Genomic DNA, 26,472 nt, shown 5'->3' with positions numbered 1-26,472 from the left:
TATTTTATTTACCAGTCATAAAACGAAAATTATAATCACTGAACGACCAGACTTTCGTCCCTTCAGGAATAATAGCTTTTCCTGTTTTATCGCCATTCGTATTTACATCCACTTTCAATACAATACGAGAGAAATCTCCTTTTTCATAATCGAATGTCTTTCCATCATCATCATATAAATTATAAGAAGAGGAAGTTTTACCATAGTGACGAACTTCCAGCGGAAGTTTCTCATCCTTCACTTTTGTCACAGCAGGCCATAGAGGAATGATTCCCCCTTCTTTCACATATACAGGGATCTTTGACAAGCCAGGAGAGACCGTTATCACCTCCCCTTCCCCTGCAAACTCACCGGTATAGAAATCATACCACTTACCTTGCGGAAGGATCACCTGGCGTTCTTTCTCACCGGCAAACAAAGGAGCGACAAGTAAACTCGGACCTACCATAAACTGGTCTTTAACCTCCCGCTTAACAGCCATCGCATACGGATTAGCTGTCGCATCCAATACCCCCTTTTCTGTTTGGATATCCGCTTGGTAGCCTTCTTCCAGATTCATGGCACGCATGGGAGGAGTTCCTTCAAAGGTGTAATCGGCAAAAGCTGTATAGAGATAAGGGATCAACTGCATACGTAACTGCGCAATCTCACGTACTTCTTTTTCCACTTCCGGAAAACTCCAGGGCTTTGTTCCGTCCGCCCAGGCATCCAATTGAGCTACAGGAGAAAAACAAACGGTCTGCATCCGTCTTAACCACTCCTCTCCCGTCCCGGAAGATCTAACCTCGGGCGTCCAAAGAACACCGATGAAAGAACTGTTTATCAGTGCTGTTATAAAATCACGATGAGCATAATAATCGTTATAAATGACATAAGGGTACGAACTCGTCCCTGCATTCCCAGCACGGACTAATCCATAAGTTCGCGTATTACGTTTACGGAACATGTCCATTGTAACACTTTGCATCAGGGAACCATATATCTGACGCATCTGTTCTGCCGGCATACCGGATGGAAAAGAGGCAACATCCGGCCAAAGCCAGAAATCATAACCGTCATTTTCATCCATCTTATATCCGCTAATGCCTTTATCCAACTGATGTTTCTCAAAATGCTCCACCATGATCTTCTGTGCTGCGGGCATCGAATAATCGGGGACAATCCCGCACCACACCGTATGCGATCCGGTATAGGGTTCGATTTTATCGTACAGTTCACCATCTGGTGATACATAAGGATTGATCCATACATTCGTTTTTATATACTGGTCATTCAGATTTTTCACAAAGTGATCCGGATCCGGGAAACGAACTCTATCCCATTCGTAAGTGCATGGATAGGAGCGGCTCATCCAACCAGGTTCAAGTCCGACTACACTCAACGGGAAACCTCGTTTTTCAAATTGAGCAACTTCTTCATTCACTTCCTTATCGGAGAATAAAGAAGGTACACGATGCCAAAAGCCAAGTCCCCATCTCGGAGGTAATGCACCGCCACCGTTATACAAATTAAAACGACGAACTACATCCAACATCGTCGGTCCGGCAAACAGGACAACTTCTACTCCTTCTGCCGGAATCAGAAACTCCAGATTATCCGAATACGGCTGGGCTTCCCAATTCTTGTCTGTATTCCGGTCTCTTACGACTGGTGGGTTCTTGCTGTCTTTCCTCACACTCGTACCTACCCATGTATCTATGTATCTGGCTGAATTGATAAAGGCACCATATCCCCTAGAAGAAACAAAAAATGGAACCGGAGTGTGTGTACGTCCATCATCTTTTCCGGTATAATGATCTACATGCAGACGCATGATCCGTCCTCTCTGTTCAACCGTTTTAAAATTCAGGCCCAAACCGAATATCTTCTCATCCTTTTCCAGAGGGAAACGGATATAGGTTTTCCCATCGACCACTTCAAAACTGATATCCTCTTGGGAGACAGGCAGGGAGGCTTCTCCCATTTTCCTGATAGCATCGAACTTGGGACTAATATTCAATTCACTCAGCAGGTTAATCTTCTCAGGAGTACCGACAGAAACATTCCACACGCCTGCTACCTCTTCTTTCCATTCGACTCCTCCTTTGTTTTGAGGAGAATTATTACATGCACTCAAAATGCAAAGAGTACAGATTGCTACAAAATATCTTCTCATATATCTCATTTAAAAGAAGGCAGAATCACAGGGTTCTGCCTTCTGTAATTATAAAATTAATCTAACGGATTGAACGTTCCACCGCTCCAGCCTTGCGTCTGCTCCATTTTGGAGTTCGTTTCCAGATACTTGTTAGGTATCGCATAGAAATAATAATTGTCTTTAAAATCAATCGTAAAGTTCTTATCCAGGATAACCAGCGAGTCTCTGAAGTAAGTAGCATAATCATTCTCAAAATCAGCCGTATCCTTTATCTTATTAAATTCTTCTTCCGGTATATTTAGTTTTGGCAGGACACCATGACGTACTTTCCCATTCAACTCAGCCTCAAACAACCGACGGCGGCGCAAATCCCAATAACGTTTACCCTCAAAAGATAGTTCTAACTTCCTCTCCAGCATGATTGCATCAATCATTTGCCCTGACGATAACTCCGGCTTTAATCCATACATGCCATTATCACCTGCAAGTATACCGGCTCTTGCCCTGATCGCTTTCAATACATCATAGGCCTCATCCGTCTTACCCAGCATAGCTGCACATTCTGCATAGTTCAGCAACACCTCAGCATGCCGAATCTCGATCCAGTCTGTACTACTTCTTTCTGTATAATAAGAGGTATAGCTTGTCTCAACAGCCTTTCTACAATAAAAACCTGTTGCTGTGGGATTATTCAATTCAGCCCCCACATACGTCCATTGTTTTCTGCCTGCTTTACCACTCAATTCCCAAGTACAGCTATTGTAAGCGATAGTCATATTGAAACGCGGATCTCTGTTCTTCCAATATAAAACAGGATCATAATCGGTAGATTCAGTGATAGGAACACCTGTTATCATTGGATATGACTCTACCATCTCCAAAGTCGGATGATTCGCTCCTGTATAATTTTGTGCCTCAGACAAAGGACGGGTCGCTGCATTCCATTTGTTCGTAGCCCCCGGTTCCTGGTATCTGCGTCCCCAGATAACTTCTCTGTTCATTTCATCATACCATATCTTTTCATAATCGGCATATAATCCGTAGCCATTCGCTTCCAGTTCTTCTTTTGCCTGTTTATTGACCTTATATGCTACCTCCCAACGATCCGTCAGGTTATCAGGATTGAACTGAGGGCTGGCATAATACAATAAAACACGTCCTTTCAAAGCCAATGCTGCAGCTTTGGTTGCCCGTCCCAAATCATCACCAGTCCAACTCCAGGGAAGATTTTCATAAGCATAATCCAGGTCCTTGATGATAATATCGATACACTCAGACGTTTTATTACGTGACACCAGTAAGTCATCAGTCAGTTTCTGTGGTAACAACAACATAGGGACACCGCCATACACACGCACCATACAGAAATAACGCCAGGCGCGAAGGATAGAAGCCTGAGCTTTCAGGTTTGTACAGGTCTCCGTGTCTATAGCCTCATTATTCTCCAGTTTTTCAAATAACATATTAATATTACGAATATCTTCATAATACCAATAATCGCTTGAAGCTGTCGTTAACTGACCGTACATCACACCGCCGCCGCCATCGGATTCATCCGAATAAGATGAATAAAAAATAGAATTAGCACCATCTCCATCCCTATCTTGCTCTCCTTCCCATTTGGGCAGATTCTTTTCATACAACCTGTTCAGGTAAGCTGTTGCATATTTGGCATCTCCCCAAACCTGGTCGTCTGTCACAGCAGATAAATCCTTTTTATTCAGGATATCTGAACAACTCACACTCATAGCTAACAATGAGCCGTATAATAAATATTTGATCGTCATAATGCTTTAATTTTAATATTAGAAACTAAGGTTCACACCAAAAGAGTAACTCTTCATCATAGGATAATCGAAAATCGTCGAACTTTCCGGATCGTAATATTTCACCTTATTTTGAAGCAAACACAGGTTATTTCCAGTCAGAAAGAATTTCAGCTGGGCAACCCCCAATTTAGTCAACACCGATTTAGGCAACGCATAAGAAAGATTCACATTTTTCAAACGCAGGAAAGAACCGTTACGCATCCAGAATGTCGATTCCTCACCAGCTGCATTACGAGAGGCACGCGGAAAAGCAGCACCTACATTTTCCGGAGTCCAGTGGTCAGTCCAAAAATCGAAGTTCGTTTCCTGCGGACGTGCCTGAGCACCTCTCATAGCGATCATCACGTCATGTCCGGCTACTCCCTGTAAGAATATATCCAAAGAAATACCTTTCCATGAACCGCCTAAAGAAATACCGTAGTTCAGAGGAGGTGTCGTATGGTTTATAATCCAGTCTTTATCATTATCATCGATCACACCGTCGGGCTCATCACTGTTCGCTCCACGCAAATCCTTATAGTTCAGCATACCTAATTCGGGTTTCTGACCAAAGATTGTATATCCTTCCGGCAGCGCATCCAAGTCCGCCTGTGTACGGATAATATCCGTTGCAATATATCCCATTTTACGATCTGTGCTATAACCGATCTCAGACTTATAAGAACGAAGATTCTCCGCCTCATCTTTTGTGATCACCTCATTCACCGCATATCCCAGATTTCCTTTTACATAATACTTAAAGTCATCTCCAATTCTGTCATTATAGCCCAATTCTACTTCAAAACCTCTAGCATCGATCACTCCATAGTTTTCAGAAGGCATCTTCGCGCCAAAAGTAGCTGGAATACTGGCAGCCCGATCTCCCAAAATATCATATGTATGCCTGTAGAATGCATCTACTGTCATCGAAAGCTTATTGTTCAGGAAAGTAGCATCAAGACCGAAATTGTATGTCAAAGACTTTTCCCAGGTAATATCCACATTAGGAATTACATCTGCAGCAACTCCACTGCTCAACGAACCGAAATATGCTCCGTTCACCAGATTATAACGCTGCATCCATTGCCATCCGCTAATCGCATTCTTATCTTTCAATACGATGCCGTCATTTCCCAACAATCCGATAGATGTTCTTAATTTCAGATAGTTGATAAACTTTACATTCTCTTTGAAGAATTTCTCTTCCGATACTCTCCATGCCAATGAAGCAGACGGGAAAAATCCCCAGCGGTTTTTAGGAGCAAAATTGACAGAACCGTCATAACGGAAAGAGGCTTCCACCAGATACCTGTCATCATAACCATAATTCAGGCGACCAATATAAGAGATACGTCCTGTTTCTTCACCTTTTCCGTCCACTGTCGAGTTCTTTGAGTCAGAACTACCGGCAAACAACTGGTCCACCGCAGAGGAGATAAAGTAATTTCTCACGCCGTTAAACCAATCCACCGTTCCTTCCGACTGTTCATATACAAATAATGCCCCTACATCATGTTTACCGAATTTATTAGCATATGTAATATATCCATTTAACTGATAACTGTCACGGGTATCATACTTCTCTTCCAAGAAGTCACCGTCAGATCTCACTTTGACACGGTCTATTACATCTGTTATAATATGATTGTGGCCGCCTGTCATTTTATATTCATATAATGAATAAGGACGGTTGAATTGTTTTATAAAAGTGTGCCTATCATATTTATTAAATAATAATTTAAGGCTCAAACCTTTGACAAAGGGGACATTATATTGTAATGAAATATTCGCCTCATAATTGGAATATTTCTTTCTGTTATAACCGGTATTACCTCCCAACAGCTCAATCGGATGCCATTCCACAAAACTTCCGGTAGGCTTCCCATTAATATAGGGAGGCACCTGTCCTGTCCGGAAAAGCAACCCCCTGTAGAGGTTATCCATCTTATCAGAATCATTGTCGTATCTCCAATATGGTTTATCATCGTTTCTTGTATCCATATTCAGATTCAGAGAAACGATCAGGTCTTTTGTTATGTTCGCTTCCAGATTACTTCTCAGATTATATTTCTTGAAACTCAGATTATCAAAAGAACCTGTTTCATAGTAATAGTTACCGCCAATGAAATAACGGACACGTTCGTTACCTCCACTGACATTCAAAGAATGCCTGGTTACCAACGGTTGCTTCCATGCTTCATCCAACCAGTTATAATTGTTATTTTTGAAGTACTCCAACTCGTCATCCGTATAATAACTCAAATCCGTAGGATCGACATTTTCCACAATCCTGTTATCATTTATAAAAACTGCCTGGTTGTAAGCATTCTGTGTTTCCGGAATCATAGTTGCATCCGATAAACCGATAGAACCGGAATAAGCGATGGTTGGCTTTCCTATTTTACCTTTCTTGGTAGTAACCAACACAACACCGTTTGCAGCACGTGCTCCGTAAATAGCAGCAGACGCTCCGTCTTTCAAGACAGACAGATTTTCCACTTCACTTGCATCCAAGCCGTCAAAAGCAAATTTGTCTCTGACAATCCCATCAATTACATATAAAGGAGCCGAATCATTCCAGGTTCCTTTAGAACGTACCGTCATATCGGCACCGGCACCGGGTTTACCTCCGGACTGTGTCAACAATACCCCCGCCATCTTACCGACAAGTGCACTAGATAAACTACCTGCGGGAGAATCTTGAATATCCTCCGCGCTGACAGAAGATATCGACCCGGTCAGATTCACTTTTTTCTGGATACCATATCCAACAACGACCACTTCTTCCAGATTTTGGGTATCTTCCAGTAGTTTCACATTAACAGAAGCTCCTTCGCGTACAGGCACTTCCTGACTGATATAGCCGATGTAGGAAATCAGAAGAGTTTTTCCGGAAACATTATCCAGAGTATATTTCCCATCGATATCTGTAATTGTTCCATTCGTTGTTCCTTTCTCTACCACGTTGGCACCGATAATCGGCTCACCGCTAGTATCTGTAACCACACCTGTAATATTTCCTTTTTTCCCCTGTGCCACAACCGGCATTCCCGGACCACCACTCTTTTCCGCCGGGTTGATCAGAATAAGATTATTCTCTGTGATCTCATACTTGATCCCTTCCTTTGCAAACAGACGGTTCAGGATCGTTTCGACACTCTGGTCTTTCTCGCGGACAGAGACTTTCTTATCTAGGTTGATTTTTCCACTCTCATAAATAAACCGGAACTCGGACTGATTCTCTATCAGGAAAAGGATTTCCTTGATGGACTGATTGTTTACGTTCAACGATAATTTCGTCTTTTGGGAATAAACGGTAGCCGAGATATTGAGCGAGAAAGCAATTAAAGCTAATGTTGTCAATCTCATAATAGCGTATACCTTTTTAAGGGTCGGATACGATTCCGACCTTGACAAATTAAAAAATTTCATATATTTGTAATTTGATTGTTAGTTAACAATAGTGCTGGACACACTGTGTATTAATGATCAAAAAATAGGACGGGAAGTGTTGCTGCATTTCCCGTTTTTCGTGCTTCATGGTTGTTACTTCATAGGCAAACTTATTTAGGGGTTATACTTATATTTTTTCCTTTCACGTGATAGGCTATGTTACTTAAATGGGATAAGGCCTCCAATACATCTGCAATTGTTTCTTCCTGTATTACACCATTGTAATGTATATTTTTACCTAAATCTCCCTGAATATGAATATCGACATTATACCATCTTTCTAAATATTTACAGACATCCCCCAATGACATATCATCCATGTAAAGCTTATTATTCAGCCATCCATAAGAATGGGACAAATCACCACTAAGCTGTTTCAATGTACTAGTCCGCTTATCGAACTCTGCCATATCACCTGCTTTCATCTTCAGTTTGTCATTATTATGTCCCAGTTCAATATGCCCCTCCACCAACGAAGCTTGTATAGTCGGGTCATCTGCATACGCTTTCAGGTTAAAAGATGTACCTAATACTTTCACCTCTACTCCATCAGTCATTTTCACAATAAAAGGGATTTTACTTTTCGATACATCAAAATATCCTTCCCCCTGGAAACGAACTTCCCGAATTTTCTTCTTCGAGTTATACACATAGGTAATATCCGACCCTGAATTCAACTTTACGACCGACCCGTCAGGCAACGCTATTTCCGAACGGTTCCCGTAATCGGCGGTCAAGCTGACAGAGATATCCTGCTCCCTATCAAATACTCCGGTAACAGAAAGAACAACCATCAATAAGACAGAGGCTGCGATACCTGACAATGTATAATAAATATTATTCATACGTTTCCGGAGAAGAGCCTTCTGTCTGTTAGACGTATCTACTTTCTCCCAGGCACGATCCACATTAAAAACACCGGGATCCATATAATGTCCGGATTCCTTCCAGATCCTGCGATACCGCTCCAGTTCCTGACAGTTCTCCCCATTTCGATCCAACCATTCCTGTAGGATCGGGTCGGTGACCTCTTTTTCACCGCTGAGCAGGTAATCTATTATATGATCACTTATATGTTCTTTTTCTTCCATGAATCTTCCTTTTATAATTAAGACACAGTAAAACAAAAAAGGTCCTATACGGACCTAAAAAATTTTATATACCTTTTACTTCAAGGCACTTTTTCAATCTCTGGAGAGATACCCATATCTGATTTTTAATTGTTTTGACTGAAATGGATAACTGGTCTGCAATCTCTTTTTGCTTCAGCCCTTTTACGCGGTGAAGGAGTAACACCTCTTTACACCTGCCAGGCAGCAGGTTGATACAATCGTAAAGAGCCATGCGAAATTCTTCAGTCTCAAGCGGATTTTCTTCGTAATAAGGAAGTTCTTCTTCCCGGTTCTCTAAAACTGTTTTGTAATTTGTTCGCGTACGAATATGATTCAATGCCAGATTTCTCGCCATCTTATACAGGTAGCCGGAAACATTCTCTCCAACCAATATCCTCTTCCGGTTGTTCCAAAGGGTAAGGAATAGTTCCTGCACAACATCCTCAGCATCCTCTTTCTCTCCTAACAGACGATAGGCATAACAACACAGACGGCTGTAGTAACGGACAAACAGCTTATTGTAACTGGTGTAATCATCATTTGCGATTGCAGCAATTAGTTTATCATCTGTAATAGAGATATTCAATATATATTAAGTTAAATATTCAACAAATATTATTCTGTAATTATCACGACTATTTCTTAATGATATGGCTGTATGAGCTAATTAAAATCTTTTTCTATATAATTGCACGCTATAATCCAATGCAAATGTAGACTTATTTTTGTTATAAAAAATAGTATAAAACTACTTATTTGATGGACTATCCTCTGATCCGCCAATCACCTCTTACCGAAGCTGCCACAAATCGTAAAAGTTCGCAATGCCCGGCAATATCCATTATTCCTTTTTTATCAATTCACTTTCACGATACCTTTACAAAGAAAAGTAGTATATCTTCATGCCCCAATATTCATGCTTAGGTAAAATACACAAAACAGCTAGGTTTTTTACATCGCATGCAGGAAAAGAAAAAAGCAAGATAGATTGTTATTTCCCATATGACAAGCAAAGAGTTTATCGTTTTGTCCTTATATTTGTCTCAAATAAAATAAGTTCGATATGGAAAAAGAAACAGAAGAGAAAATCCAAAAGAACGTTCACCAGGGTTCGAACGTCCGCAAATTACGTAATATAATGGGGATCAAACAGAGCTCATTAGCGAAAGATCTCGGCACTACTCAGCAAGCGGTTTCACGTATCGAAAGCCAACGGGTGATCGAAAAAGATACCTTGATCCAAATCGCGAACATCTTAAATATTTCCCCCAAGATCATTGAAGAACTGGATGAAAATCCGCTGTCAGTTATTATTGAAAATAATAATTTTGAAAGTGGAAGCTATAATACAGGAATAATTTCAAATGATCAATACAATCAAAATACCATTCATCCTTTAGAGAAGATAATGGAGTTGAACAAACAAGCCACCGACCTTTTTGAACGCATGCTGGCCGTTGAAAAAGAAAAGTCCGCTTTGCTAGAACAATTATTGAAGGAGAAAGGGTAATATTCATGGTTACAACCCGATATAACCTGAATTTCATCCCAAAGAAAAGATAAGATCCCGTCATAGTAATTGCTTGTCGACAATTATAAACAAATCTGTCGATAATTGTGAGCAAGCTTGCCGATAACTATCAACAAGCTTGCCGACAATTATCGACAGTAAAATAGTACAACAAAACAACAGCACATTGTTACCGTTCTAATCAGATACCGGTATAACAATATTCCTTGCTTCCTGCCCATTATTATCTATCATTTTCCGGTAACAACCTTAAATGTTGCCAGATTACCTTTATGGTCTGTCGGCCAGATTCCTTTCGGAGTGAAGAACTTGTCCTGAGAATCACTCTCTTCTATCTTTCCACGGATGACAGTTTCAGACGGCCCAACCAGAATACTTTTTTTCAAAGAAAGTGTTGCATAGGTCGGATAATAATAAATAAAATCAATACGATCCCGTTCATCAACATCCGGAGCCCATGCCAGCTTCTCCAACTTTGCCTCTTCAGCCAATTTATTGCCAGCCGGGAATGTGAATCCCGGATATGCAACCGGATCCGGATATTTCTCACGGTAAACATCTTTAAATCCGGCATTATGCAGCATGACAGAACAATCCCAATTAATAACGGCACCATTATGATCCCATAGGTCTTTGGTATTCGCCTGCCAATCCAAATGAGAAGGTTCGTTGAAATCACCTCCCATAATAACAGGAATACCCTTTTGTATTTCAGCCAATGCATCCTGAATAAAAGCAGAGATACTTTCATCCCGGTATGCTAATCGATTAGCCTCCAAAACTGTTTTTTCATCCGTTACCGGAGAATCTATTTTTTCCCAACTCATACCACTGTATCCACGAGGCATATAACATTCATAATGCAAATAATCCAGATGGCAGGAATAGAAAGAAACCGGTTGTCCGGCAATCGTAATTGCAGCTTTCAACATTGCCCTACTCTCATCACCGGGGACAATACAGCATTTTACGATACTATCCGGTTTATACTTTGTTAAAAGACCAACTACCATCCCCAAAGTCTCCCCATAATAATGCTTTCCTCGTTTTTCTAAGTCCTTCAAAATTCTAGGCATGAACATTTTCCCATCAAAATCTCTGATTTCACACAAGAAAACAACATCAGCATCAACCTCATCCAAAACATCGAGAATGCCCTGGTATCCATTCGGAACTTTCGAGCCCTCATGCCATAAGTTCATCTGGAAAACAGTAAAAGTATCATTTATTTTTTCCGCATTTATCCATACCGGCACACTCAGCAGGTAAAGTAATAAAAATAATATCTTTTTCATATAATCATCTCTTTTCAATAAAAACTATTTCAACAACCACATCACGTTATTAACATTATCCGTCCCACCCCATTGACGATCCAATGCTGCAAGATATTGTTCCTTATTATATAATAATTCGTTCTCCGGATATTGCCAGCGCATCGGAATTTTAGTCTTATCATCATTCAGGTTCGTATTCGGATTTATCGGGAACTCCGGATAAGTATTCCGACGATAGTCATAATAATCATCATATTGCATATGATAATAGCGAGCAATATAGGCCTGAATCCAGACCTGTTTCAAACGATCCATCTGCGTCCCTTTCGCATTATAAGCCACATAAGAACCTTTCAAATAACGATCAATATACTCATCTGTTATTTCTCTTCCATTCCGATATTCCGCAGGAACAGTAGTACGCACAAAATTGAAAGAAGCACGGATACCTTCTTCATAATATTTCTGTGCATCTCCTTTTATCCATCCACGCTCTATCGCTTCTGCAATCGTAAAGTTCATATCTGCATATCCTAAACGAATATAAGGTACCCCTGCATAACTTAAGCGGTATACACCATTAGGGCGCGAATGCAACTTATTTGCAATCTTTTTAGATTCTTCTCCAAATACAGCAGCAACATCCAATCCCTGATAAGCATTCCAGTCACTCGGCTCCAATAGTTCCTGTCCCGGAGCCAGATACAGTTCATCGGTCATAGCCTGAGCCGGAGAAAAATAATAGAACAAACGATAATCCTCAAACTTCTTCAACGGATCGATTAACAGAGAAGAACCTGCATACTCATTAATACTTTTCACAAAACTATTATGAAACGGATTCTGCTGCCCCTGCTTATCTGAATAAATAGCCTGCAAATTGTCATCGTTACTTTGGAACAGATTACCTTCTGCCACTATTTCTGCAAATGTGTCCTTAATATTCAACTCTGGTGTATCATCTACTCGTTTCGACAAGGAGATCAACACCTTCAGACGAAGAACATTCGTTGCTTTTCTCCATTTCACCGGATCTCCTTTATAAAACGGATCCCCTTCAAAACTTTTGGCTGTGGCGAAGAACTCATCCGCTTTTTCCAGATCCGATAAAACACCAATAAAAACATCTTTTTGATTGTCATAGACCGGATAACGATATGCCTCAATATCCAGAGCCTGAGAATAAGGGATATCCCCCATACTCATCGTACAACGCCAGAAGTTCCAACCTTTCATGAAATAGAATAACCCGGAATAGGCATCTTTATCATCTTCAGAAGCTAACTCCATCATTTGCTTCGCATTAGTCAGTATCCGAATATAAGAAAAATCATCTGCTCCGAAACGGTTATACTGGGCATTATTAATTTGTTCACCCCAAAACATCCGTCGACTCAGGAATTCATTATATTCCCATATCTTTGTAACCATATCTTTTATTACGTTGGTTGCCAACATAGACGACTTGACTTGTGTCGTAGCATCCGGATTCGTATTCATATCGTCAAAAGTCGATGTACAAGCTGAAAACGAAAGAACATAGATCAGTAAACAGCTTACTATTTTGATACTTTTTATATTTTTCATTTGTATACTTTATTAGAAATCAACTTTAATATTAAAACCCATATATCGTTGAGAGGGAGAGTTCAGTTCTTCTTTCTCACCACCTTTTTCCGGATCTGCATATTTAAAATCTTTAGCCCACAAAAGCAGGTTCTGACCGGTAAAGCTGACTGCTGCATTCTTCATGCCCACTTTATGGCAGACAGCATAGGGTATTTGATATGTCAACGACAAATTCCGAAGTTTAAAGAATGTCTGGCTCAACATATTTTGCCAACTTGGACTGGCATGGGAATCGTGATATTTCGTAATATAACTTTCATAAGACACCACAACATCGTTAGGAGCAAAGACTCTGGTATCTTCCAGCACATTGCCATCCGGATCTCTTCTCACAGCACCGGAAACAACTTTTACACCTTCTCCAACATAAGATATTTTTCCGTCTACTACTTCGTCGTATCGATACTGATTATCCGAATCCACATGTGTTCCCGAATTCCATAACATCTGATGTGTTTTGGAATAGGATGTTCCTCCTACACGTCCGTCAAACGTAAAGCTTAACGACCAATTTTTATAAGTAAAAGTATTTGTTATACCCCAAACCAGATCAGGGACATATTTACCCACTTTCTTTTGGAAAGTCTGCCGCACAGGTATACCGCCGTTATGAACGATATTACCATCCGGATCACGTTCCCAATCATTAATAGCAATCCAATCCCAATCGGCTCCTTCTTTAATCCAGGGACGTTTAGTCGAATAATCAGGATCCAGCTTATGATAAGTATACTTATCGTGTGACCAGTTTGTCAGAATATGCCAATTGAAATCTTTCGTTTGGATGGGTGTCCCTCCCACTACTAATTCTACTCCGCTACGTAAACGCTGTTCTTTACTATTCGTCTGGATAGATTTATATCCTGTAGACTCACTTACGCCTCCATTAATAATAAAATCAGACTCTAACTTATGATAATAGGCAAAGTCTATATTCAACCGTTTCTGGAAAAAGGTTTGAGCCAGACCGGCTTCCCAAGTTTCCGATTTCTGAGGAAGGACAATCCCTCCAATCAAAGTTTCAGGATAGGAAGCTGTAGACAAACCATCCCAAACGTTCGTTGTAATGCCGTACACATTATTATTAGCATATATCTCTGCATCTTGCTTGGTTGTAGTCCACGATCCTCTTACCTTCAGAAAATTCCACCAGGAAGGTAACGGCAATATTTCCGACAAAATTACACTACCAGCCACTGAAGGATAAAAATAAGAACGTTCATCAGAACGTAGAGTTGACGACCAGTCATTACGTCCCGTAATATCTAAATAATAGGTACTATTCCAAGAGACAGAAGCCTTCCCATATAGACTATTTACCCGTTTCTGCTTCAAACCGCTTGTTGCACTGACAGGATCGGAAGATGAATTCAATGAGTAATATCCAGGGATCGAGAGTCCCCCCTGCGTTTTACTCAACATATCATCATTATGCAGATAAAATATGTTACCGCCAAACATTCCATTCAAATTAAACTTTCCCCATGTCTTATCGGCCATTAACATAGCATCCGCATTAACACTGAACTTAGTATCTTTATTTATACTGTAATATCCTTTCTTATCCCATGCTCCGTTTGCACTGATCGCATTTCTGGATTCTTCCCGTTTATTATAGACATCAGCACCGGCACGAGCCATCGCCTTCAACCAGGGAGTAATCTCATAACTGGTATTGATGGATGTATTGAACACATCTGTATCATAGGAAGTAATCTGTTCATAAGCTTTAAACCAGGGATTGTCATACCAACTCTTATCATACCAGTTCTGCATTTCATTCTCTTTCCCTTTTACCCAGTAATCCCTATAATCGCGGATATCATATTCAGTACCACCCCAGATTACCATATTATAGATATAGCTACTACTATATCCCGAACCTACTGTGTTTGACGATACACGTTTATTGTATGCTGCCGTTGCATCCATCGAGAACTTTTGCCATTTCATTTCACCACCTACGGAAAAAGTCATTTTATTCAACTTCTGATTCGGATATTCTCCCTTATTATAAACCTGTGTTGCAGATGCTCTGAAGGAGCCATACTTCCCTTTTTGGGTAACGCTTACATTGTTATTTGTTACCATGCTAAACTGAAGGAAGTTTTTGAAATTATCTTTTCCTTTGGATGTAAGTTCCATTTCTCTATATTCGTACGTTTTCGGATCCCACTGAACGGCTGTTCGTCCTATATCCAGCTTATCTCCCCACACTGAATTATTATTATACTTACCGCCGGTACCTGCACTATATGAATGCTGAGTTTCCGGAAAAGCCAGATAACCGGAGAAAAACATAGTATTACTATTAATATTAATGTTTAATCCTTCCTTATCCGATCCTTTCTTTGTCGTAATCATAATTGCACCGCTTGAACCTCTTGCCCCATATAAAGCAGAAGCAGTTGCTCCCTTCAGGACATCTACGGATTCAATATCATCGGCAGCTATTTCATTTATCGATAAATTGGCATATGGAATACCATCCACAATCAACAAAGGAGTGGAACCGCGTAAAGAGATCGTTGCATCCTGATCAAATTCAGTGTTGTTCTGAATATTCAACCCGGCGATTTTACCCGTTAATGAAGTAGTAATATCGACAGATTTTGCCATCGGCATATCATCACCACTCATCTTTTGAACAGAATAACCTAAGGCTTTTTCTTCTCTTTTAATACCTAAAGCTGTAACTACAACTTCTCCCAGGGCCTGCGAATTCTCTTTCAAATGAATAACCAGTGTAGCCCTATTCTTAACCGGTAAGTCCTGAGTAATATAACCAACATACGAAACGACCAAAATTGCTCCCTCTTTTACAGTTAGTGAAAAGTTACCATCCATATCGGTAATCGTTCCATTAATCGTTCCTTTTTCCATAATATTCGCTCCGATAATGGGTTCTCCATTCGCATCAGTTACGGTTCCTTTCACAAATTTAGTAAGATTGGTATTCGTATTCTGAAGTTCAGGTTCAGTAAGTACTACCTGAGTCTCTCCTTTTATGGCATAAGCAACAGGTATCTGTTGAACGATTTGCCCCAATACGACTTCGATACTTTGATCATTTGTTTCAACGGTAATCGGGGTATTCATACCAGGAAGACCTTTCTTATAAAAAAAGCGATATTTGCTTACTTTTTCAATTTGCTTCACCACTTCCGAAGCGGGTTTGTCTTTCATTTTGACGGTTATCTGAGCGTGGATTTCCAATAGCGGAAAGGTTAACAATAATGTCAGAATAACCATCTGTTTAAATAAATGCTTCATGTTACTCATTTTTCTTTTAATTAGAAATAAGATGTAGATAAAATAAATGTTTGTAACTTTGTAAGCAGAAGAGTCCTGTTAATAATAGTCGGTCTCCTACATCGGCTATATCAACTTTAGGGATATCTGCTAAAACTGTATTGGTGAGGTAACTCTGTAAAGGGTTACCTCTCTTCTTTTCTTTTATTCCTTCCTCATAGGCATTTTGTTAGATTAGACATTAGATTTATTTCTATATATGGTTAACAGGCCCTGTTAAGGATCCCTTCTTTTCAGGAATACAGTATCTCCTTTATTTTCATATACCACGGGAGTAGTCAGGTTGATGATGTCGATAAAGTTTTCAAGGCTATTATTTCGGACAGTGCCTATATAACATTCTTTCTTTAATGATTCATCTTCTATATATATAGTCGTATTGTACAGGCGATTTATTATGTGTGCGATTTCCTCCAGCGACTCGCCATCGAATGTGATTTCATTCTCCCGCCAAAGGGCTATATCCTTCATAGTATTATCTTCGTATTGGAAGAAATCCCGGGTCAATAGATCGACTTTCACAGACTCATGCGGTTTAAGGATAGTCACATGATCCTCATAACTCACTCGTACAGATCCCGAAAACAACGATGCAATAATTTTATTATCATTTTTGTATGCATTTATATTGAATGCAGTTCCCAAAGCTTCTACTTGCATACCTTTTGTTTCCACAATAAAACGTTTATCCGGATTTTTAGCTACTTCAAAATAGGCTTCTCCCATCAATGCCACATTCCGTTCTTTCATACCATAATCTGCCGGATAACTGATCTTCGTATCAGAATTCAACCACACTTTCGTACTATCAGGCAAGGTGACAAAAGCTCGTTGCCCTTTCTCTGCCGATACCGTAAAATTTTGTGTCGACAATTGTTTTTGTTTATGAAACATATTATAATTAGCCAGACTCAAAACAACGATTATGCAGGCCACCGCAACCCGTTGCCAGATCTTCCGGGAAAAATACGAATGCCACGGAATAATTTTTATCGTTTTTTTCTCTTCACCCAAATCACGATTCAGCCTGCGATACATACGTTCCTGTACGTCCCTAGGCATCTCATCCGGACTATCCTTCCATACATTCTCAAAAAGCATGAAGAACTCTTCCTGGGATGCACACTGCCGGAACCATTCCATCAGCTCCCGGTTTTCTTCTTCGGTAGTGGAACCAGCTATCAAACGGTGAAGTAATTCTATTCTCATCATTGACTCGTTTATTATAATAGTCAGTTAAATGTATCTACTACTTAGTCAAAATATAAAATACGCACATGTTTAACTTTAATTCACAGATTGATTATCATTTATAGCAAGAAGTATTTAGTAAAAAGAAGTGTATACTACATGGAAAGATAAATAAGAAGGAAAGCTATCGCTTTATTTCCAAGCACTTTACGAAGTTCTTTCAAAGCCTGATAGATATGTGCTTCTACCGTACGTTCGGACAAGGATAGTTTTTCCGCAATTTCTGCATGCGATAGGTTTTCAAAACGGCTCATGATAAATACTTTCCGACGCATTTCCGGAAATGACGAGATAACATTAAAAATGTATTCCCGCAGTGATTCGGCTTCAATCGCATCTTCTTCTGAGCTAGACATCCATTTTACATCATTGAGATCTTCAACCGGTAGATTTTTATGAAGAGCTTCTTCAATATATTTATAAGCTAAATTACGGGCGATGGTTGAAATATAGGCTTCAAAATTAAGCTCGGGCTGGATATTCTCACGTTTTTCCCAAATAGTCAGAAAGAGTTCCTGTACCACATCTTCAGCAATATCAGAATCATTCAACAAATACAGAACGGTATTGTATACCTTGGAGCTATACTGCCAATAGACGGAATTAAAAGCATCCCTGTCTCCTTCTTTAAGACGATATAAAAGTTCATTATCCATACTTATCGCAATCTCCCTCCATTAAACATAAGCTCTTATGTTTCTTCCTGAAATAAAGCACCAAAGATAATAATTTTATCCTCCAAAGAAAATACAAAAGCCCAAGAAACATATTACAACCCGAAGCAACAATAAGTGTGTCACTCCAGGTCGATATGCACTTACAGCCAATTCATACAAACAGGCAGTAATAACTCATAAAAATTAAAACAAACGGACGATCAGCTCAAAATCAGAATCACGGAAAGAAGATTCCCATGGTGTCGTATCCGTCTGTTCCTTTCGTGACTTGAGCATTTCTGCAGCTTTCTCTTTTTCACCACGGTAGATAGCAGTACACCACTCAGCTATACGATTTTCCGGAAAATCCGTACTCCAAGAAGTAACCATACGGTTTGCCTCCGACTCTTTTCCTAACTCACGTAAAGCCAAAGCACTTAACAGATTTCCGGAATTGAAATAAGAATGGGATGTCTGATAACCGGCAACGGCAGATAACAACGCAGATGCCTTTTGCTCATCTCCTTGTCCGGCAACCGCCTTTGCTTCCAGATAATCTTCCAGACGGCTGTCGATCATATTATCGTAAGGTTTACCTACACCTAAGTTCTCCGGCCATTCTTTCGATGCTTCTACACTTTTCATCACCTGTTTATAATTCTTGCTTCTCAGTAGTTCCATCGCCCGATACAAATTGGCCTCACGATAAACTGCACGTCCTGCATACGAACCTTCATTCGGTAACACCTGTATTTTACTTAATAAAGAGATACATGGCTGATATTGGCCCGTTTCACATAATGCTTTTGCATACTTCAAGCCAATATAATAGTTCGAAGGATATTTTTTTATATATTTCTTTCCGATTTCAACAGCCTGTTGCCATTGATTATTGGAGATATAATAGTTGATCAAAGCAAATCCGGTGCGCCACGATTCATCTACCTGCTCTGCCTTTAACAAATCCGTCAACCGGGATTCACCCTCTTTTAAAGAAGCACGACTCAGATAAAACGGTGCATAATTCGCTCCGCTACACCCCTCAAACAGTGCCAATGCTTTCGCTTTATCCTGATTAACCCAATAAATCAAACCTTCATAATAGCTGATTTTCCAGTCTGGCCGAATCGTCTTTGCCCACTCCAACGCTTTTAAAGAAGTAGGACGAAAAGGAAATACAACTTCCGGAGACTGAGCGTTTGCCTTTTCTAACGCAATCATGCTTCCGGCCTCATCTCCACTCTTATGCAATAGCCAAGCTTTTTTATAAGCTGCAATCGGATAATTTTCTGCAAAAGATAATAAGGTCAGGGCCTCTTCATTACAACCTACTGCTTCATACCATTCTGCCAATTCCATGTAAATCTCGAAAGGAAGCTCGTTACGAATCAGAGATCCGAAGTCTTTTTCATCCATTCTGTTCAGCAGGTAATTCTCAAAACGTGCGGCATGATACAATGGAAGGTCTTCCAACAATGGGTCGATAATAGCCTTCGCTTTATCCGGCTGACCGGTTTTACGATAAACCACCATTAGAACATGATCCGCACTCAGATTCATACGATTGAACTCTTTACTTCTCAAGGCATAATGTTCGGCTTTCGACCAGTTATTATCCATCAGGTACATTTCTGCTAACTTCTCATAAGCTGCACTACGGACATCCATTGAATAAGAGGCTACCGAAAAACCGTCTTTGGCATCCGTTTTATTTCCCAATGCCATGTTGCATAAACCATACAGATAATTCGTTTTCCCTTCATACGTATTAATACTCAAAGCGGTTTTACAACGGGAAAGAGCCTCCTCATAATGACCCTGGCGATAATAAAGAGAAGACAAACCAATCAAGGCGGGCAGGAAATAAGGATCTTTTTCCAGCGAGGACAATAAATACTTCTCCGCTTTATCAAGTACTTTCTGGTTCATCCATTGCTCTCCCTGAGTGTAAAGACCATACACGGAATTCCAATCGAAATCGACTGGTGTTAGTTTAGGACGGCTCGTTATATTATCTGAAGGAGCCTCTGAATAGACCAACAGGTTCTCACCTACCACTACTTTCAGTTTCCCGGCAGCAACACTCTCATTCAACGGAATAGAATCTTTCCATGTTTCAAGCACTCCACAGTTAAGAGCGAAAGAACCCACTTCCTTTTCTCCTTCATAAAGCTTTACAGTCGTAGAGAGTTTCTGCAGAGGAGAAAAATACAATTTTAGGTAACCTTTTTCACGCAATACATTCAGGGCACCGATACGACCTGCTTTCGATACTCCTTTGATTCCTTTTACAGGAAACCAGTACTCAGTCCATTGATCCGTTACCTGCGGCCCGAACGCTGTATGTTTATACGGAGTAAAGCTACTGTTAGAAGCAGGTTGATTATACATACGCCCAGATTGAAGTTCGATATACTGACCATCGGTATCTGTCAACAAATCCTCCCAGATACCACCTTCACGGGAAAGCCCCCATAAGAAAATCTTCATTCCCAGCTTCTCATCATAATCTGCATGATGAATAGAGCCAAAATCATAATCATGCCAGTAAGCACCATAAAAGTCGTTATATTTTCCTACTACATGGTATGATTTAGAATTACCAAAGTCGTTCTTTTCATACCAGGAAATATCCCGATCCTGTTCATCCAGAGGGAAAGAATGGAGTTCTCCACCGTGCCCGATATAGTTAGTTCCAGGATAACAGAACTCGACATTTCCGGCTGCCGGATAGCCAGCATTCATCCATTGGTAATAAGGCTGATCAATGGAAGAACTGTTGTGCCAAGTCGTTGTTGTCGTAAAGTAAGCCTTATCCTTCGGTAGATTAACTTCAACTGTCCAAAATGTTCGAGTTACCAGTTCATAGGAAGAGACATAACAACTCACACTTCCGTCTGCTTTCTGTTTGGTTACATAGTCAACCGGAGTGCTAGAGGTCGGCACATGGCCAATAATACCAAAATTAAACTCAATTCCCCCCGATGTCCAGGGACCGCGCATCGCAATATCACGAAACTTAACGACATGATTATTATAGATAAATTCCCTCCCAGTAGTTTTATCTACTGCCCCCCAAATCTTTCCGCCGATCTCCGGGAAAAGAGTCAATTTGATATACTCGTTTTCAAGTGAAACTACTTTCCATTGTTTATCAGTCCCTTTAGCAGAGAAACCGTCAAAACGGAAATAGGGATAATACAGATCGGATGGATTGGCCACCGGATCCGGATCGGAGAATGGATACGTTTTAATTGTTTCCACACTTTCGGAAATAGTTGCCTGTTGCTGTGCAAACAAAGGCTGTACCAGCATGACTACGCAAAGGAGTAGTATACTATTTTTCATGATAATCTATATTAGTAAATCAAAATTTTTAAGAAGAGATATAAAACAGAAAAGGAAGTTCTTCTCCAATATTCTCCAAACAGGATCAGAGCAAAGACCTTCCTTTTCTTTTCATAGTATTTTTGATGAAGATCTAAAGGTCATCATCGCTTTACGTAATAAAACCAGAGACTATTACTTTCTTGATAAAACCAACAGCCAACCTTCTTTACTTTTTACAGGAATCCTGTCATCCAGTTTAAAAGTAGAAGCTTGCTGAAAATCTTTTACAAACGGAGCTTCTAATGAAACAGTTGCTTCATTCATGCCTAACGCTTTCCAGTCAAAGGTCAGATGAATACTTTTATCCTGATTGGAGAAGTTTCCAATCGATATCAGCACCTTATCTGGCTTTACATAAGCCGTCGCTTTCACTTCCGGATCGGAGGTTTTGATCGGACAGGCCTCATCCCAGTAACCAAGCATCTTTGCTTCTTCTATCCCAAACGATTTCCACAAAGCCCAAACCGGAGCCGGTGAATATTTTCCATAAGAATGACGTGCAGTCGTTCCGTACACCATACCCAGGAAACGGTTACCACCATCCTGTAACATCTCACTCATTACACCGAACGGAATACCGGAGAAAGTTACGAACCATTCATCCGGATGCATTTCGTTGTACTTGAAGCTCTCGCCAAACCATAACCGATCTACATATGGGAAAAAGCCTGTATACTGATTTGCGGGGCCAACGGAATACCATGTATTAGAATGTAAATCTATCAAAGCCCCCGGATGATATTGATTCATTATCTTCCGCATACGCTTCATCACCGGACGGTCGAATGAAACGTCATCCATATAAATTCCATCCAGATCATAGTTCTCAAACATCCAACGCAGCCCCTCCAGATAATAGTTGATCCAACGGGAAAAACCATTTAATACCAAAGCTGCATCCGAAGTCTCATTAGGCATTTCCGAATACCAAGCTGCCCGATAATCATCGATCAAATGTTCACAGTGCCAAGGTAAACCATATCCCGGACCAGAAACAAATATCTCATGTTTCAAACTTTTCAGAGCATATATCTCCTGTACATAATTCGTCAATTCACGAATGGTATAATATAACTTGACCTTTCGTCCGAACTCATGTTCGTGTTTGATAAATCCAATCAACGAATCCCGTACGATAAACGGATAATTAATAACCGGATTCAAAGGTTTTGCATGATGAATATTAATGATATTCGCACCCTCCTCGGCCGCTTTATCAAATCCCGTATGTTCCGCATGATAATAGCGTTCAGAAAAATGCTTAGCTGGCTCCAATGGCTTAAGCGGTGTAATTAATAAGGCAAACTCGTAACTCCGAGGTTGTACCGACAAAGTATCGACACCTGTACTTGCCACAACCCTAGCGCTTCGCCCTTTAGCCCCTGATATCTGAACCGTACCTTTTCCATGGTTCGACCAAGCTCTGGGTGCTGCCGGTTTGTAGTCATTCAACAGAGGACCATGATAACCTCCCCCTCTATACTCTACGTGTAAACCTGCTTTCGCATTTCCCATCCAATAGCTATCCCATGGACCTTCCCAGTTCCATTGATAGGAGACTGGCCGGAAGCCTCCGCCAAAACCTGTCCCCATGAAATACTCCGAAGCATAAGGTGTATAGTCGGTTTCCAAACGTACATCCTTCACTACCATATCCTGTTCTGCAAAAACTTGTAAATCATAATGGACATATCCATCATACTCCATAGAAGCATAGTTCGTAAAATGGATACCGTCTTTAGAATAAGAGGACTTCCAGGAAACCAGGCCATTTGCATCTTTCTTCAAAACAGCGTCAGTCGCATCAAAAGAAACAGGTCCTTTATTTGTAACGATAACGAAACGGAATGGCTTTGCCAGAACCTGTTCGCCATTGATTTGGATAGAAGCAGGCAAGCCGTTAGATGCAATTTGCAGCGTTTTATCAGTAGCCTGAATCTTGTCGCCATCGACCTCCATTGCCTGGTAAGGAGTAACCGGTTCATTATCTTCACCTATCCGGGAATTCAGCCATCTCAACCTGGCATGTCTCCAAAGGTCACCTTCTCCTTTATCTGCCAGAATCTCTCCAGTAACAGTTATTTTAACCGGAATTGTTTTTGAAGCAATCCCTTCGGCTGAAAAATCGACAGTCCCACGATAAACTCCAGCTTTTGCATTTTCAGGAATCTGAACTCCACACCAAAGAGCCTGAATATCTCCTTTCGGCACATGAATATTAAAAGTGATCGGTTTACCATCCCAGTTAATGCCTTCCTGATTAAAACAAGTGATTTCCTCTTTAGCAATCGTAGCGGAACCATTTCTCAAATCGCTGAATGAAAGCCTGACGTTATTCAATTCCTCACGGGCAGCCCAAACTCCAATCTGCCAAACATAATACTCATTTCGTAAAGCAACACCTGCAAACGATCCGGCTGGTCCGTTTTTTACCCAACGAACAGGTAGCTGGTGAGGTAAACGAATCGGAAAAGCCCTGTCTTCCGGGAATAAGATCGGAGTTTCCGGATACTGTCTCAGTAAACTATCCGTTTCAGCAGCCGTTGCAATAATTCCCATCGGAGTAAAAGCATCAAATTTAGAACGGCTTTCAAAACGGAGTACTTCTGCTTCAGGCAGATCTCCGGACAATGCAGACTTCCATGTATTATCCGCTTCATAAACCGGAGACAGATAGTCATTCCAAGGCTTACCATAACGGGCATCTCCCCATCCTTTTCTATATTTGTAAGGCAAATAATAAATATAGTAAAGCCCTTTTCCTGATACAGGCTCAAAAATAACTGTACCAGACTCCGAAGAAAAATCCGAAACTTCTACATTCCTGATCTCCTGGCCTGTTTGCGCATCAACAACTATAATCTTTTTGGTTTCAGGACGTAAATCCGGCCGACGCCATGGTAATACAGCCTTAACAGCTGTATTACCATTTATATCGGAAACCTGCACCACTGCTCTGTGATTACCTTGCATATCAGCTCTCCACATACTATCCGCCACCATGAAAGGTATCCCATCCGGGGCAAACGGAAGATACTGACTATCGCCATTCAGAGTTTCTGTTTTTGGGGAACAAGACAACAAACATAAGAACAGTCCTACATATCCTATATATTTTTTCATCGATTCATCATTGATTATACATTAATAACCTGGATTCTGATCATCCTTCAACAATGGATTCACATCTATAGCAGTAGTAGGTATCGGCATCAACATCAAACGATCGTCCCATTTCTTGTTAATTACCATATAACCATTCGGAGCAGTTGACGGGCCATTCAGGTATTTATTGCAATATTCACTTCCATAGCGCCTTACATCATCGTAACGATGACCTTCTACAGCCAATTCAATACGTCTCTCGTTACGTAAAAAATCGATTGCTTCCTGTGTACCCAAAGAAACTGGAACATTCGGCATGCCACAACGATCACGTAGCAAATTCAAAGCAGAACGAACCTGATCATCATAACCGACTGTCATTAAATGAGCTTCGGCAAATGTCAGCAGGACCTCTGCATAGCGGATAGTTGGATAATCTTCGGCTGCACCATATGGACTAGCAACGTAAGGATTCCAGGATACCATTTTACGATAACTAAACCCAGTCCACGATTCATTACCATTCTTGTTGATCACATCCGGGTTCCATTTGTAATAAAACTCACCAACAGCTGTTTCATGCCATCCTTTAAACGGGAACATCAACGTCACATACAGACGACTGTCACGATTCTTGAACTCTTTCATATAATCATAGGTCATCAAGTTGGGACCGGTAGCAAAAGCCTTATAATCCCCGGCACTTAAGTCTTTGGTGTCGTTCCATATCTTGTCATAATTAGCCTTACGGGTATCCACCGAGATTTTCTCCGGAATGCTCTTTCCATCTATATTCCAATAAGCATCTACCAGATCCTGCATCGGTTCAAAAGATGAATAACCATGATGAATAGACATTGACAATGGAATAAAATAAGTATAACGGTATTGATCGTAAGCATATGGATCCTCCATATATTCATGAGTCAGTACATATTCCGGATTAGCTGGTGTTGCATTCGCACCTTGCCAAAGAGCTTCGTAGCTAAACATGCCTTTCACATATTTATCCTTATCAATACCCAATCCTGCAAAATCTATATACAAGTCCATTTCTTTTGCTTCCTGCTCTTGAGCTGCACTTAATGATGTCAGTTTAAATAATGAATATTTACCACTATCCATTACTGCTTTAGCTGATTTCTCTGCTTCCGCATAATTACCAAAATACAACGCGGCACGGGCACGTAGAGATAAAGCTGCATAACGTGTTACACGACCTGTTTCGTTCATGAAGCCACCACTATAACTCTCTGGTAATATTGCTGCTGCCTCAGCCAGTTCTGTCAGGATAAAATTACGAACTTCTTCCACGGAATTGCGAGCGACAGTTGGTGCGTCATAAGGTAATTCTTCTGTAACAATAGCAATTTTACCAAAATACTGGGTCAGATTCAGATAAGCGAAAGCTCTAAAAAAACGAGCTTCAGCCTTTGTCCTTTCTTTTAGTTCTTCACTCATATCACAACCTTCAACACGGGCTATATATGAGTTAGCTGTCCGGATCGCATTAAATTTATAATCACCATAGGTAGCAGCAGTGTTGATACCGTTTTGCTGAACCATCTCCATATTACCTTCCCAAGGCTTATGGCTGTGTGCATTATCCGTACACATTTCATCCCAGATATCCAATCCCGGCATAGATTGATAACAGCCGTTCAAAGCATACCAGGCATCCTTTTCCGTTTGCCAGAAATTTTCGGCAGAGATCTCTGCCGGTGGAACCACATCCATATCGCAAGAGGTTAATACTCCTGTTAATGTGCAAAATAGAACTAAACTTTTTATATGTAATTTCATAAACAATT

14 protein-coding genes are annotated in these 26,472 nt (G+C 40.5%); 1 reads left to right on the top strand and 13 read right to left on the bottom strand.

What is annotated here, in order from left to right; all coding sequences use genetic code 11:
* Positions 1 to 4: 4 nt before the first annotated feature.
* The 5 genes from HMPREF1212_RS21630 to HMPREF1212_RS21610 form a co-directional block, all read right to left on the bottom strand.
* On the bottom strand, positions 5 to 2,155 hold the full coding sequence (locus HMPREF1212_RS21630; RefSeq protein WP_046151046.1) for a TIM-barrel domain-containing protein: 2,151 nt from the start codon (positions 2,153 to 2,155) through the stop codon (positions 5 to 7).
* Between the two features lie 56 nt (positions 2,156 to 2,211).
* Positions 2,212 to 3,924 carry a RagB/SusD family nutrient uptake outer membrane protein gene (locus HMPREF1212_RS21625; protein WP_046151045.1) on the bottom strand — a complete coding sequence of 571 codons (1,713 nt, stop codon included), beginning with the start codon at positions 3,922 to 3,924 and terminating at the stop codon, positions 2,212 to 2,214.
* A gap of 18 nt (positions 3,925 to 3,942) precedes the next feature.
* A complete protein-coding gene (locus HMPREF1212_RS21620; protein ID WP_046151044.1) occupies positions 3,943 to 7,314 on the bottom strand; it encodes a TonB-dependent receptor in 3,372 nt (1,123 codons plus the stop codon).
* A 194-nt stretch (positions 7,315 to 7,508) separates the two neighbouring features.
* Entirely contained in the window at positions 7,509 to 8,489 is a 981-nt protein-coding gene (locus HMPREF1212_RS21615; RefSeq protein ID WP_046151043.1) for a FecR family protein, read from the bottom strand.
* A gap of 64 nt (positions 8,490 to 8,553) precedes the next feature.
* Positions 8,554 to 9,096 carry an RNA polymerase sigma factor gene (locus HMPREF1212_RS21610; protein ID WP_232430178.1) on the bottom strand — a complete coding sequence of 181 codons (543 nt, stop codon included), beginning with the start codon at positions 9,094 to 9,096 and terminating at the stop codon, positions 8,554 to 8,556.
* Between the two features lie 477 nt (positions 9,097 to 9,573).
* On the opposite strand from HMPREF1212_RS21610, the gene HMPREF1212_RS21605 reads away from it, so the two are divergent.
* Positions 9,574 to 10,020: a helix-turn-helix domain-containing protein gene (locus HMPREF1212_RS21605; protein WP_028730135.1), complete on the top strand. Its 447-nt coding sequence runs from the start codon at positions 9,574 to 9,576 to the stop codon at positions 10,018 to 10,020.
* 251 nt (positions 10,021 to 10,271) lie between these two features.
* Here the strand turns inward: HMPREF1212_RS21605 and HMPREF1212_RS21600 are convergent, their stop codons facing one another.
* The 8 genes from HMPREF1212_RS21600 to HMPREF1212_RS21565 form a co-directional block, all read right to left on the bottom strand.
* Positions 10,272 to 11,336 carry an endonuclease/exonuclease/phosphatase family protein gene (locus tag HMPREF1212_RS21600; RefSeq protein ID WP_046151042.1) on the bottom strand — a complete coding sequence of 355 codons (1,065 nt, stop codon included), beginning with the start codon at positions 11,334 to 11,336 and terminating at the stop codon, positions 10,272 to 10,274.
* Positions 11,337 to 11,360: 24 nt separating this feature from the next.
* Complete coding sequence (locus HMPREF1212_RS21595) at positions 11,361 to 12,905, bottom strand: SusD/RagB family nutrient-binding outer membrane lipoprotein (RefSeq protein ID WP_028730133.1); 1,545 nt, start codon at positions 12,903 to 12,905, stop codon at positions 11,361 to 11,363.
* A 12-nt stretch (positions 12,906 to 12,917) separates the two neighbouring features.
* Positions 12,918 to 16,220: a SusC/RagA family TonB-linked outer membrane protein gene (locus HMPREF1212_RS21590; protein ID WP_225607964.1), complete on the bottom strand. Its 3,303-nt coding sequence runs from the start codon at positions 16,218 to 16,220 to the stop codon at positions 12,918 to 12,920.
* Positions 16,221 to 16,475: 255 nt separating this feature from the next.
* Complete coding sequence (locus HMPREF1212_RS21585; RefSeq protein ID WP_232430177.1) at positions 16,476 to 17,471, bottom strand: FecR family protein; 996 nt, start codon at positions 17,469 to 17,471, stop codon at positions 16,476 to 16,478.
* A gap of 134 nt (positions 17,472 to 17,605) precedes the next feature.
* Positions 17,606 to 18,166, bottom strand: coding sequence for an RNA polymerase sigma factor (locus HMPREF1212_RS21580; protein WP_046151041.1), 561 nt, complete (start codon positions 18,164 to 18,166; stop codon positions 17,606 to 17,608).
* Positions 18,167 to 18,370: 204 nt separating this feature from the next.
* Positions 18,371 to 21,514, bottom strand: coding sequence for a DUF5107 domain-containing protein (locus HMPREF1212_RS21575; RefSeq protein ID WP_046151040.1), 3,144 nt, complete (start codon positions 21,512 to 21,514; stop codon positions 18,371 to 18,373).
* A gap of 174 nt (positions 21,515 to 21,688) precedes the next feature.
* The gene (locus HMPREF1212_RS21570; RefSeq protein ID WP_052725078.1) at positions 21,689 to 24,679 is read right to left on the bottom strand and encodes a glycoside hydrolase domain-containing protein; all 2,991 of its coding nucleotides are present in this window, start codon (positions 24,677 to 24,679) and stop codon (positions 21,689 to 21,691) included.
* A 21-nt stretch (positions 24,680 to 24,700) separates the two neighbouring features.
* Positions 24,701 to 26,464: a RagB/SusD family nutrient uptake outer membrane protein gene (locus HMPREF1212_RS21565; RefSeq protein ID WP_046151039.1), complete on the bottom strand. Its 1,764-nt coding sequence runs from the start codon at positions 26,462 to 26,464 to the stop codon at positions 24,701 to 24,703.
* Positions 26,465 to 26,472 lie beyond the last annotated feature (8 nt).

The organism is Parabacteroides sp. HGS0025 (assembly GCF_000969845.1).
Classification (GTDB): Bacteria; Bacteroidota; Bacteroidia; order Bacteroidales; family Tannerellaceae; genus Parabacteroides; species Parabacteroides gordonii.
The sequence above is the reverse complement of the archived record's forward strand: the minus strand, read 5'-3'. Positions and strand labels throughout refer to the sequence as shown.

Coding starts and splice junctions, on each gene's coding strand:
- HMPREF1212_RS21630 (WP_046151046.1), bottom strand. CDS start 2,155: ATGAGAAGATATTTTGTAGCAATCTGTACTCTTTGCATTTTGAGTGCA.
- HMPREF1212_RS21625 (WP_046151045.1), bottom strand. CDS start 3,924: ATGACGATCAAATATTTATTATACGGCTCATTGTTAGCTATGAGTGTG.
- HMPREF1212_RS21620 (WP_046151044.1), bottom strand. CDS start 7,314: ATGAGATTGACAACATTAGCTTTAATTGCTTTCTCGCTCAATATCTCG.
- HMPREF1212_RS21615 (WP_046151043.1), bottom strand. CDS start 8,489: ATGGAAGAAAAAGAACATATAAGTGATCATATAATAGATTACCTGCTC.
- HMPREF1212_RS21605 (WP_028730135.1), top strand. CDS start 9,574: ATGGAAAAAGAAACAGAAGAGAAAATCCAAAAGAACGTTCACCAGGGT.
- HMPREF1212_RS21600 (WP_046151042.1), bottom strand. CDS start 11,336: ATGAAAAAGATATTATTTTTATTACTTTACCTGCTGAGTGTGCCGGTA.
- HMPREF1212_RS21595 (WP_028730133.1), bottom strand. CDS start 12,905: ATGAAAAATATAAAAAGTATCAAAATAGTAAGCTGTTTACTGATCTAT.
- HMPREF1212_RS21590 (WP_225607964.1), bottom strand. CDS start 16,220: ATGAAGCATTTATTTAAACAGATGGTTATTCTGACATTATTGTTAACC.
- HMPREF1212_RS21585 (WP_232430177.1), bottom strand. CDS start 17,471: ATGATGAGAATAGAATTACTTCACCGTTTGATAGCTGGTTCCACTACC.
- HMPREF1212_RS21580 (WP_046151041.1), bottom strand. CDS start 18,166: ATGGATAATGAACTTTTATATCGTCTTAAAGAAGGAGACAGGGATGCT.
- HMPREF1212_RS21575 (WP_046151040.1), bottom strand. CDS start 21,514: ATGAAAAATAGTATACTACTCCTTTGCGTAGTCATGCTGGTACAGCCT.
- HMPREF1212_RS21570 (WP_052725078.1), bottom strand. CDS start 24,679: ATGAAAAAATATATAGGATATGTAGGACTGTTCTTATGTTTGTTGTCT.
- HMPREF1212_RS21565 (WP_046151039.1), bottom strand. CDS start 26,464: ATGAAATTACATATAAAAAGTTTAGTTCTATTTTGCACATTAACAGGA.